The sequence below is a fragment of the Gemmatimonadota bacterium genome (assembly GCA_016719105.1).
Lineage (GTDB): Bacteria > Gemmatimonadota > Gemmatimonadetes > Gemmatimonadales > Gemmatimonadaceae > SCN-70-22.
Genome location: JADKAQ010000020.1, coordinates 1 through 14,969, shown reverse-complemented (window position 1 = coordinate 14,969; position 14,969 = coordinate 1). Strand labels below are relative to the sequence as shown.

The 14,969-nt window shown below is 64.3% G+C and carries 16 protein-coding genes and 1 pseudogene; 9 read left to right on the top strand and 8 right to left on the bottom strand.

Annotation, left to right across the window (positions count from 1 at the left end):
* Positions 1 to 22 precede the first annotated feature (22 nt).
* The 5 genes from IPN47_19110 to IPN47_19090 all read left to right on the top strand — a co-directional run bounded on the left by IPN47_19110 (position 23) and on the right by IPN47_19090 (position 3,910).
* Positions 23 to 349, top strand: a complete 327-nt coding sequence (locus IPN47_19110) for a hypothetical protein (protein MBK9410112.1) — start codon at positions 23 to 25, stop codon at positions 347 to 349.
* Between the two features lie 193 nt (positions 350 to 542).
* Positions 543 to 1,007 carry a hypothetical protein gene (locus tag IPN47_19105; protein MBK9410111.1) on the top strand — a complete coding sequence of 155 codons (465 nt, stop codon included), beginning with the start codon at positions 543 to 545 and terminating at the stop codon, positions 1,005 to 1,007.
* Between the two features lie 422 nt (positions 1,008 to 1,429).
* Positions 1,430 to 2,089, top strand: coding sequence for a hypothetical protein (locus tag IPN47_19100; GenBank protein ID MBK9410110.1), 660 nt, complete (start codon positions 1,430 to 1,432; stop codon positions 2,087 to 2,089).
* A 187-nt stretch (positions 2,090 to 2,276) separates the two neighbouring features.
* Positions 2,277 to 2,654, top strand: a complete 378-nt coding sequence (locus IPN47_19095) for a nucleotide pyrophosphohydrolase (GenBank protein MBK9410109.1) — start codon at positions 2,277 to 2,279, stop codon at positions 2,652 to 2,654.
* Positions 2,651 to 3,910: a hypothetical protein gene (locus tag IPN47_19090; GenBank protein ID MBK9410108.1), complete on the top strand. Its 1,260-nt coding sequence runs from the start codon at positions 2,651 to 2,653 to the stop codon at positions 3,908 to 3,910. Before IPN47_19095 ends, IPN47_19090 begins: the two co-directional genes overlap by 4 nt.
* Here IPN47_19090 and IPN47_19085 read toward each other — a convergent pair.
* From IPN47_19085 to IPN47_19050, 8 genes and pseudogenes are all read right to left on the bottom strand, one after another.
* Positions 3,907 to 4,599 carry a DUF429 domain-containing protein gene (locus tag IPN47_19085; protein MBK9410107.1) on the bottom strand — a complete coding sequence of 231 codons (693 nt, stop codon included), beginning with the start codon at positions 4,597 to 4,599 and terminating at the stop codon, positions 3,907 to 3,909. The genes IPN47_19090 and IPN47_19085 overlap by 4 nt on opposite strands.
* 27 nt (positions 4,600 to 4,626) lie before the next feature.
* The gene (locus IPN47_19080; protein MBK9410106.1) at positions 4,627 to 5,253 is read right to left on the bottom strand and encodes a uracil-DNA glycosylase; all 627 of its coding nucleotides are present in this window, start codon (positions 5,251 to 5,253) and stop codon (positions 4,627 to 4,629) included.
* A pseudogene (locus tag IPN47_19075) lies at positions 5,250 to 5,807 on the bottom strand (DUF2075 domain-containing protein). Before IPN47_19075 ends, IPN47_19080 begins: the two are co-directional and overlap by 4 nt.
* A 9-nt stretch (positions 5,808 to 5,816) precedes the next feature.
* Positions 5,817 to 6,470, bottom strand: a complete 654-nt coding sequence (locus IPN47_19070; protein ID MBK9410105.1) for a DUF2075 domain-containing protein — start codon at positions 6,468 to 6,470, stop codon at positions 5,817 to 5,819.
* The gene (locus IPN47_19065) at positions 6,467 to 7,426 is read right to left on the bottom strand and encodes a hypothetical protein (protein MBK9410104.1); all 960 of its coding nucleotides are present in this window, start codon (positions 7,424 to 7,426) and stop codon (positions 6,467 to 6,469) included. The genes IPN47_19070 and IPN47_19065 overlap by 4 nt, the downstream gene beginning before the upstream one ends.
* 323 nt (positions 7,427 to 7,749) lie before the next feature.
* Positions 7,750 to 8,379: a hypothetical protein gene (locus IPN47_19060; GenBank protein MBK9410103.1), complete on the bottom strand. Its 630-nt coding sequence runs from the start codon at positions 8,377 to 8,379 to the stop codon at positions 7,750 to 7,752.
* A 649-nt stretch (positions 8,380 to 9,028) separates the two neighbouring features.
* Complete coding sequence (locus IPN47_19055; protein MBK9410102.1) at positions 9,029 to 9,346, bottom strand: hypothetical protein; 318 nt, start codon at positions 9,344 to 9,346, stop codon at positions 9,029 to 9,031.
* 248 nt (positions 9,347 to 9,594) lie between these two features.
* Positions 9,595 to 10,746 (bottom strand): AIPR family protein, encoded by a 1,152-nt coding sequence (locus tag IPN47_19050; protein MBK9410101.1) that lies wholly within the window; start codon positions 10,744 to 10,746, stop codon positions 9,595 to 9,597.
* 387 nt (positions 10,747 to 11,133) lie between these two features.
* Between IPN47_19050 and IPN47_19045 the strand changes: the two genes are divergently transcribed.
* From IPN47_19045 to IPN47_19030, 4 genes are all read left to right on the top strand, one after another.
* Positions 11,134 to 12,297: an NERD domain-containing protein gene (locus tag IPN47_19045; GenBank protein MBK9410100.1), complete on the top strand. Its 1,164-nt coding sequence runs from the start codon at positions 11,134 to 11,136 to the stop codon at positions 12,295 to 12,297.
* Between the two features lie 167 nt (positions 12,298 to 12,464).
* Positions 12,465 to 13,742: a protein kinase gene (locus IPN47_19040; GenBank protein MBK9410099.1), complete on the top strand. Its 1,278-nt coding sequence runs from the start codon at positions 12,465 to 12,467 to the stop codon at positions 13,740 to 13,742.
* Positions 13,735 to 14,262, top strand: coding sequence for a hypothetical protein (locus IPN47_19035; protein ID MBK9410098.1), 528 nt, complete (start codon positions 13,735 to 13,737; stop codon positions 14,260 to 14,262). The genes IPN47_19040 and IPN47_19035 overlap by 8 nt, the downstream gene beginning before the upstream one ends.
* Positions 14,263 to 14,476: 214 nt before the next feature.
* Positions 14,477 to 14,969: hypothetical protein (locus IPN47_19030; protein ID MBK9410097.1), on the top strand; the 493-nt coding region annotated here is incomplete at its 3' end.

Genomic DNA, 14,969 nt, shown 5'->3' with positions numbered 1-14,969 from the left:
GGCACTACTGGAGGACTGGGAGGTGTGCCAACCGCTCGCTCGAGAGGAGGCCCTGGAGGCGCGGAAGAGCGCGTTCGCGCTCGGGCTCATCTCGGAAGACGCTGAAGAGGTCGTCGAGTTCGACGACGAGGCCCTCGCGATCGAGGAGGAGGAGGGCTCGCTGGATCTCGAGGAGCTGGAGGAAGCGCCGCGCAAGGTCCTGCGACGGCGTCATGCGGAATTGGCCGGCCCTGCAGATAGTCGAGGTCACGTGGGAGGCGTCGATCGACAACAGCGGCAGCATCAGGCGACGCTGCGTGAGAATCATATCGCGCGATGGAACCCATCGGTGGTACGGGCGGCCGTATGACCGGGAGGACGAGTTGACGGACGACACGTCCGGTCCGATGTGGTGCTCGCGGAGCGCTGCCTAATTGACCGCAGCGCCTTGCTGTCAGACTCAAGGATCTCTCACGCGCGTGGTTAGGCGAGATACGTGTCAGCCCACTACACCGAGTTGCCCTCAGCGTCGTATTCCCGCACCCACGTCCACATATCCGACTATGGAGCACTCGCGCAGATTCGTTGCCGTCGCGCAAGACGACGAGATTCAACCCCTCATCGATGCGGCAGTTGACGCCGCCTGGGAGACTGGCGTCATCAAGGAGCACGAGAGCCTGACTGCACTCGGCGCATTTGTCGACGACAATTGCGACGTCGTCAACGAGTGCTTGTGCTCAGGTAAGAGCCTCGTCTTTGCGCCGGACCTCGACCACCTCGTCATGGTCGCGACGCAGACGTTTGAGGGCCGTGCCACACAGGAGCGAGTGATGGCGCACTGGCGTCGCACCCTGGCGAGTGCCCTCGACGGCGATCAGGCATTCTGGGGAGACAACGTAGTCGTGCCACCCGGCGTGCCGGTCGTGGGTGAGATCTCGCATTCCGATGGACGGAAGGCGCTTCTGGTCTTCTTCGTGGACGACTACCTCACCGGCCCATATGACTGGCAGGGTGTCTACTCGGACTGAACCACCTCGCGTCGGACTTGCGACGATCCGGGCACTGCTCTCACTCGACGATTTCGACGCGCTGCCGGCGAAGAAGGTGCTACGCCTTCGGGAGTAGGTGCGCCAAAGAGAGAGTTTGACCTGCGCCCGTGAAACGGGTCCCGGTGCAGGGTTCGGGGGAGGAGCCCGGCGGGGCTCTCGCTTCTTGCAGGACCACTCAATGCGCTTACCGGAGAATTCGCACGACTCGCGTGCTAGCGCCGTCGGTCGCCCAGACCGCCGGTGGTTGGCTGGCGAAGCTGCAGGGGAAGTGGGTGTTGTTGTCCTCCGTCCGCCTGATGTCGAGACGGTGACGGGCCTCCGCTAGCGAGGCGAACCGCGATTGCGATGGGACCTCGCGCCGCAGCAACGGAACGATCGATTCCTCCCACGATAGGTGCGCCATGAGCAAGACCCTTCGTTTCACGCCATTTCCTCCCGAGGCACAGGCGATCATTGACCGGTACTTCGTGGAGGGTGCGTCGGATCCGGAGGAAGAGGACCCCATCCGTCCGCTCGTGGACAAGCTGGCGGGAGACTACTCGGGTGGAGACTTCGGCATTCGCCGCATCGACGTGGCTGCCGGTGTACTCATTCACGGCCTCGTAGAGGGGCCGAAACTCTCCTGGGACTTTGTCGATGAAGAAGGACAACTCAGGAATACCCGCGACCTGGAGATCCCGGATGAGCGCCGTTTCACGCTCATGTCGAAGATCCTGCTGACCATCAACTGGGCGGACTCGGGTCCGGGCATGTCATGGCCGGAGCAGTATAGACTGACGTGGGTCCCCTCGCCTGAGCGGTTCGTGGTTACGGCCGCACTCGATTCCGACGATGCCCATGGCTACATGGACGTTGCCCTCGGGCACTTCGGAGTGTCGAAGGCGCGTGCCATCAACAAGGTCGGTGCAATCCTAAAGCGCTGGTGGAAAGTCCAGGCGGCCGAGGGGATGCAAGAGCCTTGGGACAGCGCGGAAGGAGGCTTGGTGGAAGAAGCAGTCGCAACGAAGTGGAGGGCTTCCGTCTGGGGGAGGAGGGGCGGATCCAGCTACTGGAGCGAGTAGTAGGTTGATCGCCTTGCCGCCGCGGGGCCACCGCGTAGTGCATACGGATGGACAAGGGAGGTGGCGCCGCGGGAGGCCCGATCGGCAGGACGCGCGTCGCCGAGGAGCAGATCACCAGCGTGCTCCGAGAAATGGAGAGTGGCACCGATCCACGAGCGCCCTCCCACACCAACTTCCACAGATTGTCATGACGACTGATCGGCTCGAGCAGATCCGCGATCGCCTGCGCCAGTTCACCGAGGAGCGCGACTGGGCACAGTTCCACACGCCGAAGAACCTGGCGATGGCGGTGGTGAGCGAGTCGGGGGAGCTGGCGGCGGAGCTGCGGTGGGTCGAGGGGGCTCGATCGGACGAGTTCGTGCGGACGTCGCCGGGGCAGGAGCGCGTGGCGCAAGAGGTGGCGGACGTGGCGATCTCGCTGCTGCTGTTCTGTAATGGGGCGGAGATCGACCTGCTGGAGGCCGTGGAGCAGAAGATCGAGTCGAATGCGGTGCGGCATCCGGTGGAGTTGGCGCGTGGGAACTCCCTGAGACCGCGCGTCAACGAGACGGGGGATCCAACATGACCGCCGGCATCTTCATCGTCCAACCCGATGGGAGTCTCCTCGCGCTGAGCGAGTCGCCGTACGACTCGGAGGACGTCCTCCAGCTCCTGCTGGAGCGCTACCCCGCCCTCCTCGCGGGGCATCAGGTCGACGCCGAGCGACCGCGCCGTTGGCTCTTGGTGAAACGGGAGCTCGGGATCCCGGACGGAGAGAACGCGGCGGTCCGGTGGTCGCTGGATCACATGTTCCTCGATCAGGACGCAGTGCCGACGCTCGTCGAGGTGAAGCGCAGCTCCGACACGCGCATCCGGCGCGAGGTAGTTGGGCAGATGCTGGACTACGCCGCGAATGCGGTCGCGTTCTGGCCAGCGGAGCGACTGCAGGCGGAGTTCGAGGCGACGGTCAGCCGTGCGGGCGGCGAACCTTCGACGGTGCTTCGCGAGTTCCTGCAGGGAGAGATGGAAGCGGAGGCGTTCTGGAGTCGCGCGAAGACCAATCTCCAGGCTGGCCGCCTCAGGATGGTCTTCGTGGCCGATGACATTCCCGTCGAGTTGCGCCGGATCATCGAGTTCCTGAATGAACAGATGGATCCGGCCGAAGTACTCGGCGTGGAGATCAAGCAGTACATGGGAGGAGGCGTACAATCGCTGGTGCCGCGCGTGATCGGGCAAACGGCGGAAGCGGAGCAGCGGAAGGGGACGGGGTCGTCCGGGCGCGAGTGGGACGAGGCGAGATTCCTGGAGGTGCTGGACGCCCGAAGCAACCCGGCGGAGGCGCGTGTTGCGCGAGCGATTCTCTCATGGACCAGGCGTCCCAACGTCCGCCTCTGGTGGGGGCGCGGCACGCGCGATGGTTCGTTCTATGTCCAGTATGACCACGGACGCCACGGCCAATTCACCGTCGCGGTGCGAACGGGGTACGCGGCTGGCTATGTACAGTTTCAGTTCGCGGTCATGACGCCTCCGTTCGATCGCGAGGAGATGATCGCCGAGTTGGTGCGTCGGGTCAAGGAAGCGACGGGGCAGTCGATTCGCGCTGACGCGAAGTGCCGTCGGCTGGCGGAGTTGGAGCCGGGGATCGACTCGCACGATTTCTGGAGGTGCTCGACTGGATTCTCGCGCAGTACGACGCCCGAACTCCGGCTCGTTAACCGCCGCCGAGACCCCCGGCACGAACCACCCATCAGCAAGCCTACGACGATCCCCCGGACGCCGAACACTCGCCTCATCGCCAGTTGGCCTAGGCGCGAACAGTGGGATGGCGCTGGCCCGTATTAGGCCATCTCCATTCGAAGCCCCACCTCATCAACCTGCGGAGACTCTGGTAGGCAGAGCGCCGTTCCGGCCGCGATTCGCTCGGCGGTCCACATTGCCGCGAGGGCATCATTCAGGTCGTCTGCAGCCCATCCCCTCCGCGGTAGCTGTGCTTTGGCGTCGCGTCTCGCCGTCGGCCAGTGCTGGTCGATGATCGCTGTACGTGCGGTCCTGCCTCGAAGCGTGCGCTTCGGGTCCATCATGGGGATTCCACCATTCCAGATCGCGAATGACACCTCTGGATGGATCTCCTTCACTGATCTTTGTGGCTCCGGCAGGGCCAGAAGCGTCGCGTCGACCTCCTCGATCTTTGGGAGCAAGGCGTAGCACTGTTGGCTGATCGCACGTCCGTCAACTCGCCGATGCCTGGTGCAGGCATCGGCGTACGTGCGGGCGCCCAGCGTCGCGCGCACCGGCGCCGGAAAGACCGAGCTCCCTCGAATGCGCCCGAGCAACTTACGCGCCTCCACATCACATCTTCGCGCTCCCGATGTCGGGAGGCCAATCGGAATGTCGATGGCGATTACGGCGCCGGCCGGGCTCGCAGCGAGTATATCGGCCAGCGTCGACTCAATACGGACCGAGAGGGCATCTCCATCGCTTTGGACGACGAGCCATCCGTCTTCACATCCATCGACGCCGAGAGCGACCAGTCACTCATCCCCGGCGTCATGTTGTCCTCAGGCGGTCGAGCATGATCGCGATTTCGAACTGAAGCGTTCAGGATGTCTGATTACCGGTTGCCGATTGACGAACTGCGGGCTCGATGCGGCGTGTGCATGAACGACCATCGGCAGGCGCAGTGCCACTAACCGCGGGTGCATGGCTTGGGCATGCCTGCCCACCAACGCAATCAGGCGCAGTCGTGGAAGTAGCTCGAGTAGCACCTGCAGGTACGACCAGCCCTCATCGATGTCGGCCGGGCGCGGTGTCCTGATTCGGCCTCCATCGCCAATGTACCACGGGATGATGCTCCACGATGCAGTGCGGGTGCGCCGCAGCTTCGCGAGCGCGTTCGCTTGATGCCAGTTCTTTGCAGATTCGTCCGGGTTGTTTCGCGAGACGAAGCCGCTCGCGACGGCCTGTGGCCCAGGGGCCTCCAGGAGGAACAAACACTCCGCTTCGATTCCGCCATCGGCAGGATCGAAATACGGAACGAGGTCGACGCACTCGCGCTCCTCGCGCACTTGTTCGACAAACTCGGTGAGCGTCGATATGTGAGGCTCGCGAAGCCTGATGCGTCGCGCCTTGCGAATCGACTCAAGGCGCAAGCTTTTCGGCGCATCGAACTCGGTGGTAGCCATCATGCGATCGACGACCTGACGTGTTCGCGCGTCTCCGCATCCGGAATCCAAAGCGCGACTCCCTTTAGCGCGCGCGTGAACAGGATCCGGTACGCCTGCCCTACGCGCTCCATCAACTCGGCGGTCTTCTCGCCCTCGACGCCGCGCCGCGCTTCCCTCTGTGCCGCGTTGGTTACCGCGGAGAAACCCGTCTCATGCACCTTGGCCGGATTCACCACCCAGCGATCGCGGCGCCACACGAGGTCGTCGAGCCAGGCGATTCCCACGTAGTCGAAGTCGAAGCCGCGAACCACGTACGGGCACCCCACCTCGCAGAGTGGGTCCTGCGCGACCTGGCTGGCGGGATGCGAGGCAACGAACCATGAGTAGTCGCCCTTTGGCACGTAGTTCCAGATGCGCGACCAGAACCGAGACTTGCCGTCGCGCTTATACCGCTCACGAAAGTCCATTTCGCTCGCCTCAAGATCGTGCGGCGAATTGGCGTCCTTGGTCTTCCATGGTCTCGAGTAGCTGGAGAGTAGGCGAACACTGCTGCCTTCCCTGACTCTCGCCCGAAGAGAGGCCTCTCACGACTCGGGTTCGTCGAAGAGAGTCACCTCCATGCGCCCCGATTTTGCGCGCTTGCCCTCGTTAGCTCGTGCGCGTGGCGTCGCGCTGTGCCAGGATCTTGCCAGGTTCGCGTTCTCCGCGGTCGGCGCTCCAGCGAGGAGCGACTCCACCCACCGCACATACTCCGCTGAACCCGCACAACGGAACTGCATTCCCTCCAGGCTCACCTCGAGCGGATCCTCGCCGCAGAGTTCTCGAGACCACGTGCGCAGATCCTCGATGGTGGTGTTCTCGCGGGAGCGAAAGCCCTGAAGAGGATCGAGCAGGAAGACGCTGAGCATCGAGCTGCGGATCACGTGATACGCCTGCGGCCCGAGGGTCACGACGAACCCGTACTGGCCGCGGCCCTCCTTGTGCTCCGGATTGATGAGCGCGTGTGCCTCGTCGACGATGGAGACGAGATGGGTGCTATCCTCCGAACCGTCGCGGAAGGGGACACCGAGCGCCCGCAGCGTCTTGACATTGGCACGCCATTTCGCGGCATCACCTAGCCACGCCTTGCCGCGCTTCTTGCGGAGCTTGCCGAGGGTTTGCGTGTCGATGGGAGTGTAGCCGGTGGCCTTCTGCACCACTCCTCGCGCACCCTTGTCTTTCGTGGCCTTCTCGATCAACCACGACCAGTTGCGGTTCTGGCTTGCCGTGGTCTGCCGAGGACGACGTCGCCTTCTGGGAGCTTCGGATCGGTGACGAGCGTTGCCCACAGCCGTGCCGCGATCACCGACTTCCCTGATCCTGGCGGACCCTTCACGATCACGACCCGCTTCTGCGGCGTCTTCTTCCGACCACGGTGAAAGGCTTCACCAATGAGCCCGTTGCATTCGGCGAATGCCTTGCGCTGGCCATCGAGCAGTTCGAATGGACTTGTAGCGGGATCGAGCAGCTGCTCCCCAATCTGCGCGACGAAGCCTCGCTTCTGGCGGTACTTGCCGTGCTCAAACGACCTCGCGAAAGACTCATGCGATTCCGTCAGCCGCTGGCGGAAGTACTCCGGGAACGCCTCCTCGACGTCCTCGTCCGCCATCGTGAAGAGGGGGTAGTCCCGCGCGAGTCGAGCGTTGGGTTCCGATGTGTAGGCGGAGGTCCATTGGTCACGGGTGAACAGGACGCACCCGTGCACGTCGGCAGCATGGTCCTGCACCGCCGAGTGGAAGCGTCGACAGTACTCGGTGTAGCCGCGCACCTGATCGGACGGGTGCAACTCGAGCGATCCCTGCCGCAAGACGAGGCCCTCGTAGTGTCCCGGTTGGTCGCCGCGCGTCTGCCAGTCCTTCAGCTCGACGATGACGGCGGCCGGTTTCGACTTGTGCGCACCCAGCAGCACCACATCGCACCAGGAGGATGACGCGGGGAGCTGGTACTCGAGCGCGAGGTGTCCCTTGCTGCCGAAGTAGAGATGGAGCGGCTTGAACGAGTCGGCCTGAAAGACGCGACTCATCTTCCCCAGCGAATTGCGCCAAGCGTCTGCCTCTGCCTCGCCATAGCGACCCGTGAGTTGCTGCAGGTCTGAGACGAGGGCTGGCATGTCGCGGGCAACACGCCGGCGGAAGGAGTCGACGGTGGTCAGCATGGAGCGCTTCCTGATGCTGTGGGCAGCGTGACGCTCGCGGCGCGCGGGAGAGGCTGGTGCGCACCCATGCGCCGGAGCGATTGTGGCGCGGACCTGACTGCCACAAGGGTCACCCGCCGGCCTCGGTCAATCTGGACCAGCCAGCATGACAACCGACGAGAGGATTCTTGCGTTTGTAGAGGAGATGCAGTGGGAGCTGCGCTCCTTGCGTCAAGTTGACGCTGTCACGCGGCCGGCCGCGACACGAAGATCACCAAATTCTGCAGCGTCGACGGCGAGTGAACGCAGGTGGACGCATGCACGTTTCTGGGAACGCGGCACAACTAGTACCTGATCGGCACGCCATTCTTCTTGAGCTCCCCAAGCCAGTACTCCTCATGCTCTGCCTCCGCTGCGGCGCGAAGCTGCTCGAGTGGGTGCCAACGAACGCCTCGTGGGCCCTTTCCTTCCTTGAGAATTCGTCGAAACGCATTGCCGCCCCGCGACAACCTCGTGGGCTCTAGAACCTCGGACAGCATGGTCAAAGCCTGATTGAGGCTTCCCGCTTCCGTCGCAATACTCTCGAGGAGCACCCGGCACGGTTCAAGACTCGCCCGTTTCCCGAGAGAAATCCTCAGCCTCACGGGCGATAGCAGCTTGATCCACGTGAAGCTCGCTCCGCGGTCTTCGACGTATTCCATTCCGCCGTCGTGAGAGTACGAGCGCTGGCCGTCGGGTTGGCAGGACAGTGTGACGCGTAAACGCTCGCCCGCAGGGAGTATCTCGCGCCCTGCCTCGCTGGTTAGCGCAGTAAGGTGAATGGAGTCGGCCATCGCGTACTGCGGAATGCGCAACACGCCAATGCATTCCTTCTTCAGGACCGGCAGTGGGCCACCGTAAAAGAACTCCACGGTACCGTCCTCGAACACCCGCACTGGCAGCGCTACGTCCTTTTCATAGGGGTCAGGAATCATCGATACCTCTCAGCGAGTGCGTTTGTGATCGTCAAGAGCATCCCCACACGGGACGCGCCTGAGCCACCTTGTACTCCTCCCGTCCCACGCGACGATGCGGCTGCACCCAACTCTTCCTAACGCCACGCAGGGAATTCCGTGATGTGTCCGCCCTCGGCCCCATTAAAGCGCCCGCGGAACCGTCGCCGCGAGTTGACCGACGTTCACGAGTAGAGCGGGGTGCGCTGCGAGGCCAGAAGCTGGTCAATCAGTGGTCGTGCGTGACATCGCCCGTCCCGCGGATCGTTCGCGAGGTGGCGATCGGTGTAGTCGCACACCGGCGGCGCGGGAAGAGATCGGAAGATGACACTACTACGGGCAGAACGCGCCGTACACAACCCGGGCTAACCTCTACACTCGCCAATCGTCCCACACGCAGATGCTGGATCGTCGCGTCGCGTTAACGGGCACCTCGCATCACGATCTCGCCGAGACCCTTACGATAGACTTTCACTTCCGTTCCAGTCCGCGCTGCTAGGGCGAAGAGCTTGGCCTTGGTCTCTACGTCGCGTCCTACTGCTGGTTTGATCGAATGGCTTCAACGACGATCTCTTTCAGTAGCTGAGCTGTGAGACGAACGGTGCGGGACACTGCGGTGCCCGCCCGTGGCTCAATCGCGGCGACACCACCTCGCCAATGCGTCGCGCATGCGCTTCCTGCGCGGCGCGGTCGAGAGGACTCGGGCCAATGCCTCCACGCGTTCGTCGCTCTTGAAGAAATTGGAAAAGTCAAGATCGGAGCGGACCTGCGCTCTTCTGGCGATGCGCATCGCATCTCGAACCTCGATGAGGAGAGCATCCGGGATCTCCATTTCATATCGCTCCGACAGAACATGCACCATCGATTGTCGCGACGTCTCGCTGAAGCCGATGGCCTGCGAGAACAAGTGAACGAGGAGGAGCGAGGCGACCTGCGCCTCCTTCTGCATTCGCGCAGCCTCCCTGGACGAGAGTCCGAGCCCTCCGCCAGCCCGAAGTCGTCCCGGAACGCGCCTCGCGAGCAGCCCAGCTGCCACGCACACAAACAGCCTCGCCGCCTCCACACCCGCGTGGCTCCTGACGAGCGGGTGTAGCGCATCGTCAGCGCTTTCCCTGAGCATGTACTGCGCCACCTTCGCCCGCAGGCTCCGGAGTTCCTTGCGTGACGCTGCGGCGCGAGACCACTGAATGATCTCCTTCACCTTGACCGGCCGGTGTCCACCAGCGCACTTCTGTACTGGTTGACCCAGGACTTCTGCTGCCGTTCGAGAAAGATTGCGCACCCATCGAGCCGACGTGCCACCTCGGGAAGACTCTCATGATGCGCGAGCAGTGCTGACGTCTGCATTGCATTCTGGGTGTTTGTGGCCGCAATGATCGCGTCGCGGCTCTTCCTGTTGGTTGTCTCCAGCACTCGCACAAGGACACTTGCGTTGTTCAGGTCATCCCGATTCACGGACGTGTAGAGAGACCAAAGTGTCTGTGCGCCATTGATTACGCTTGGATAGCGCAGGTGCCACCGTGACCGGCCCGAGAACTTCGTCACCGTGGGTGCGATGAGATAGATGCCATTGTGCTTGGCAAAGAAACTGTCGGGATCACCTTTGTAGGACGCCACGATCCCACGGTTCGGAGCGGAGCTGCCCAGATAGGACCTCACATTCTGGTCGAACAGTCGATCAGGCGCGCCTCCCTCTGCTCTGCTACCATGCATCGCCAACAAGATCTCCCGGATGCGAACTTCTGCTGTCAGAAGCCTCCCGGTCTGCGTCTTGTGAATCTGCACCTTCCTGAGATCAAGGTTCAGCTCCTCAAACGGCGCGACCAGCCCCTCCTGGTGCAGTGACCAGAGGTAGGCCACCTCTTCGCGCGCCTCGATACGATAGCGCTCCTCTGTACCACGGCCTCTCGGTCGCGTGGTCAGGAACACGAAGCGCACCTGCCTCCTCTGCGCGTAGGCATCCCGAATACGCCGGTACAGGTCGCGCGTCGCCATCTTGTTGCTGCCGTTCAACCACCGCTCGAACGCATCGTCGTCAGTCGCGTACACGAGGTGATCCATAGCTGCTTCAAAGTTCTTGTACCAGTGCATGGGCACGGCAACGTCGAGACTTGTCTGGCTGAACTTCGCCTGAAGCACGACAAATCCGGTCTGAGTCTCGACGACATAGTCGATTCCTAGGTCCCCGGGCCCGTCCACGAAGTGATGCGTCACGTTGGCATGACCGCTCTTGCCGAAGCGCATCTCCGCATACCAGCGCTGGAATGCGTGCTCGAGGCTCTTGTTGGGGTAGGCTTTCCGCAGATGCGCCGAGAGCGGCTCGATCACTTCGTGGATAGCGTGGGACATTGCCTTTTCTCCGTTCGAGTTGCGACGTCGTAGTGGGAAACGAGTGCGATCGGGACGACCGGGCACGTCCAGTGCGACGCCATCGACGCCATGGGTGGTCGGGTCTCGGCGGCTCTTGTGGTCGCGGGACGAATCGACGCGGCCACATCGTGGGGCTCGTCGGCGATGCGGCATCTGGAACGCCGTGCTGACGCATCAGCATTCGCATGATGTCGCTCCATTCTTGCCGCGCCCAGGAACCGAAGATAGTGCAGCCGGTGTCACCGAGCGTCCAGCAAGGGCGCGGAGCGTGCGCCTGTCGGTCCTGTCGCTTTCCCGCCACACACTGCCAGCGTCACCTCCGCGCCGTAGATTGACCCATCTACTAGGTAGGACCATCACATCTCGATGCCCTCCCCCCGCTGGACCACCGTCTCCGAATCGGCCTTCCCCTGGGAAGCCGAGGCGATCGCCCACATCCGCGATCGCCTCCCGGAGTCGGATTCGTTTCGCGGCTGGTCCAACTTCGAGTTCGTCGCCCAGGATGGCGCGGTCAGCGAAGTCGATACGCTGATCCTCACGCCGACGCGACTCCTCCTCATCGAGATCAAGAGCGCGCCGGGCACCGTCCGCGCTGACTCCGGGGCCTGGCGATGGTCGTGGCCCGATGGCAGGCAGACAGTCGATGAGAACCCGCTCTTCCTCGCATCCAGAAAGGCGAAACGTCTGGCGGGACTGCTGAAGTCGACGCGCGCGCTGAAGGGAAAGGGCGCTCCGTATGTGGAGGAGCTGGTCTTCCTCAGCAATCGCGATGCGAAGGCGGAGTTCACCGGCCCGGCCGGTACTGCGTCTCGTGCGCTCGGCGCCGCAAGGCCCGACCGCGACCTCAACGCCTTCATCGCGAGTTGCGCCGACGACGTCCTTCGACCGCGGATGGACTGGAAGCACATCGGCGCCGTGCTTCGCGCGATGGATGAGTTGAACATCCGCCCGGTCCAGCGAGAATTCGCGGCGGGGCAGTGGAAGCTCGCACAGCTCATCGAAGACACCGCCATCTATCAGGACTACGTCGCCGAGCACACCAAGGTCGCGGGAAGCCATCGTCGCGTCAGGGTGTACCCGTGGCCGGCATCCGGTCCTGACACCGGACGCAAGGCGCGCCGTGAAGCGGCACTCCGCGAGTTCCGCCTGCTCGATCGCGCCGACATCCATCCGGGGATCCTCAGGGCCTATTCATTTGAGGAGACGGAGCGCGGGCCGGCGATCGTCTTCGAGCACCCGGTCCCCTCCGAGCGGCTGGACGCATTCCTCCTTCGTCGCGCTCCAGCGCTGGACCTGCGCCAGCGACTGCGTCTCGTTCGCGAACTCGCCGATGCGCTCACCTGGGCTCACGCGCACGGGCTGCATCACCGAACGCTCACGCCCAGCGCGGTTCTCGTCGTCGACCCCGATGGCGAAGCGCCGACCGTCAAGATCTTCAACTGGCAGGTCGGGTCGCTCGCCGAAGGAACGGCAGACGGCTCGACACTGACGTGGCACGACTTCATCCAGGTGGGGCCTCGGTGGCCGTGACGCAAATGCGGTCTATCTGGCCCCCGGAGCTTCGCGGCGGCGGGCGACCGGATGCGGCACTGCTCGACGTATTCTCGTTAGGTGCGATCGCCTTCCACATCCTCACGGGGCGCGCGCCGGCGCAGACGCCGGAGGAGCTGCTGCAGCGCATCCGCGACGGGAAGGGATTGCACGTCGCCTCGGCGCTGGATGGCGTCGACCAGGACCTCGATGCGCTCATCCAGCTCGCCACCGATCCGGACCTCGGGGGTCGTCCTAGCGCTAGCGAGTTCCTTGCGGAATCGGAGCGCATCATCGGGGCACTGGCGCAGGAAGCGAGCGCCGCCGCCGATGCAGGCCGATGGGTTCACCCGATGGATGCGGAACAAGGCGCCGAGCTGCAGGGTGGATTCGTCGTGAAGCGACGGCTCGGCTCGGGCTCCACGGCGCTCGCGTTGCAGGTGGAGCGCGATGGACGAATCGGCGTCCTGAAGATCGCCCGCGAGGAATCGCTCAACGACCGCATCAAGCAGGAAGGGGAAATCCTCCGCCGGCTTCGTCATCAGCATGTGGTCGAATTGCTGGACGTCGTCGAGGTCTCGGGCCTGTGGGCACTGTTCCTGGAGATGGCTGGCGAGCAGACGCTTGCCTATCGCCTCCGCATGGAGGGGGCGCTCACGCTCGAATTGCTACAGCGCTTCGGGGATGAGCTGCTGGCGGTCGTGGACTGGCTGGAACAACAGGCGATCCCGCATCGCGACCTCAAGCCTGACAACATCGGCGTTGCCACGACGCCCTCGCGCAAGCTCACGCTGCGCCTCTTCGACTTCTCGCTGAGCAGCACGCCTGCCGACAACATACGAGCCGGGACACCGGGCTACCTCGATCCCTTCCTTGAAGAACGGCGCCCGCGCCGTTGGGACGCCGCCGCTGAGCGCTATTCGGCGGCGGTGACGCTGCATGAGATGGCAACGGGAACGCTCCCGGTGTGGGGCGACGGCCGTCAGCACCCGATGACACTCGACGCCGACGTCAAGCCGACACTGGCGGTGGACCGTCTCGACCCGGCCGTTCGGGACGGGCTGAGTCGTTTCTTCAGCAAAGCCTTAGGGCGTGACCCCAAGCGGCGATTCGACACCGCGGAAGCAATGCGAACGGCGTGGCGCGAGATCTTCAGCGCCATCGACGAGCCGACGAGCACGGGCGATTCCTCGACAGAAGGGGGAGAAGCCGACGCCTTCGCTTCGTTGGCTACCGCGGACCGTCACGCTCCGCTTTCGGTACTTGGGCTGTCCCCGCGCGTGCTCAATGCCTTGGAACGGTTAGGCGCGCAGCGTGAGCGACCTGGTGGACATGCCGCGGACTCGGCTCTACCTGCACGCGGGGATCGGTGTCGCCACCATGCGGGAGATAAGGCGGCTGACCGATGCAGCCGCTCGTGCCTTTGCCGAGCGAGGGTTGGCTGACACGCCGGCCGGCGGGCTCCTGCCGATTGCGGCTGACGATGACGAAGCGGGGGGAGGGCGTGAGGCAGTAGAGCCCGCCCTCCTGTCGATCGCGCTGCTGCAGAAGGACATCCTCAGCAGTCGCCTCGCCAATCCGGACCAGCGCGTCCTGCGCCTGCTGATGGGGCTCGATGCTCCCCCGGACGCCACGATCGAGGACATGTGGCCATCGCAACGCGACGTGGCCGAGGCGCTGGGATTGAGCCGCACGCAGGTGGCCGACGTCGTGTCGCGGGCGCGTACCCGCTGGGGGAAGAAGCCGTCGGTGACGACGCTGCGCGACGACGTCGCGATCGTTCTCGGCCAACTCGGTGGCGTCGCCACGCATAGTGAAGTGGCGCGTGCGCTGATCCAGGGCGCGCGGGACCACCTCGCCGACCGAGGCCGACCAGCTACGGACCGCGAGCGCGATCCTCTGGGCGGCGTTGGAACTGGAGGGCTCGCGAGAGTCGACGTGTCGCTACCGACTCCAGCGCGGTGACCGCCTGCTGGCAATCGTGAGCACCGCTGTACCCGGCGGCGACGGGGAATCGCTCGCAGACCCAGCAGCTATTCGCAGCTGGGTGGAGCAGCTCGGCGCCAAGGCCGACGAACTTGCAGACGCCGACCCGCCACTTCCACCGCAACGAGCGGTAGAGGAGCTGCAAGCCATTCCCGTCCCGCCTGGTTTCGAACCGCCGTCGGCGGATTGACTGTTGCGGCTGGTGGTTGGTGCATCTGAACACGCTGCCGCGACGCCGCGCCAGGAAGTCTACCGGCGCGGGCTCGCCGCATCCCGCGCGCTGGCGCTTGGCGCCGGCGCACTGCTCGGCGTTCGGAAGATCGACGCCGACCACGTCCGCCAGCGCATCGCCGCCCGCTACCCGGATGCCGAGCGATTGCCAGGGCGCCCGCATCTCGATCGCATGCTGGAGGAACTTGGGCTGCCGCTGGTGTGGAGTGAGGAGGACCGTGCGTACGTAACGCCGGCGTCGCGCCTCTCGCTCACCTCGAGTGGGACACAGACGCACACACCGAACCACCTCTCTCCCATCACGACGCCCATACTGGACGACGCGATGGACGAGGCGCGCATGCTCGAAGAACGCATCGCCGCGCTCGCGCGCAGCGACGGTGGCTTCCTCGTGCTGTCCACGGAACCGGCGCGTTTTCGGCGCGCCGAGTTGGCGCTCGCAGAGCGGCACGCGC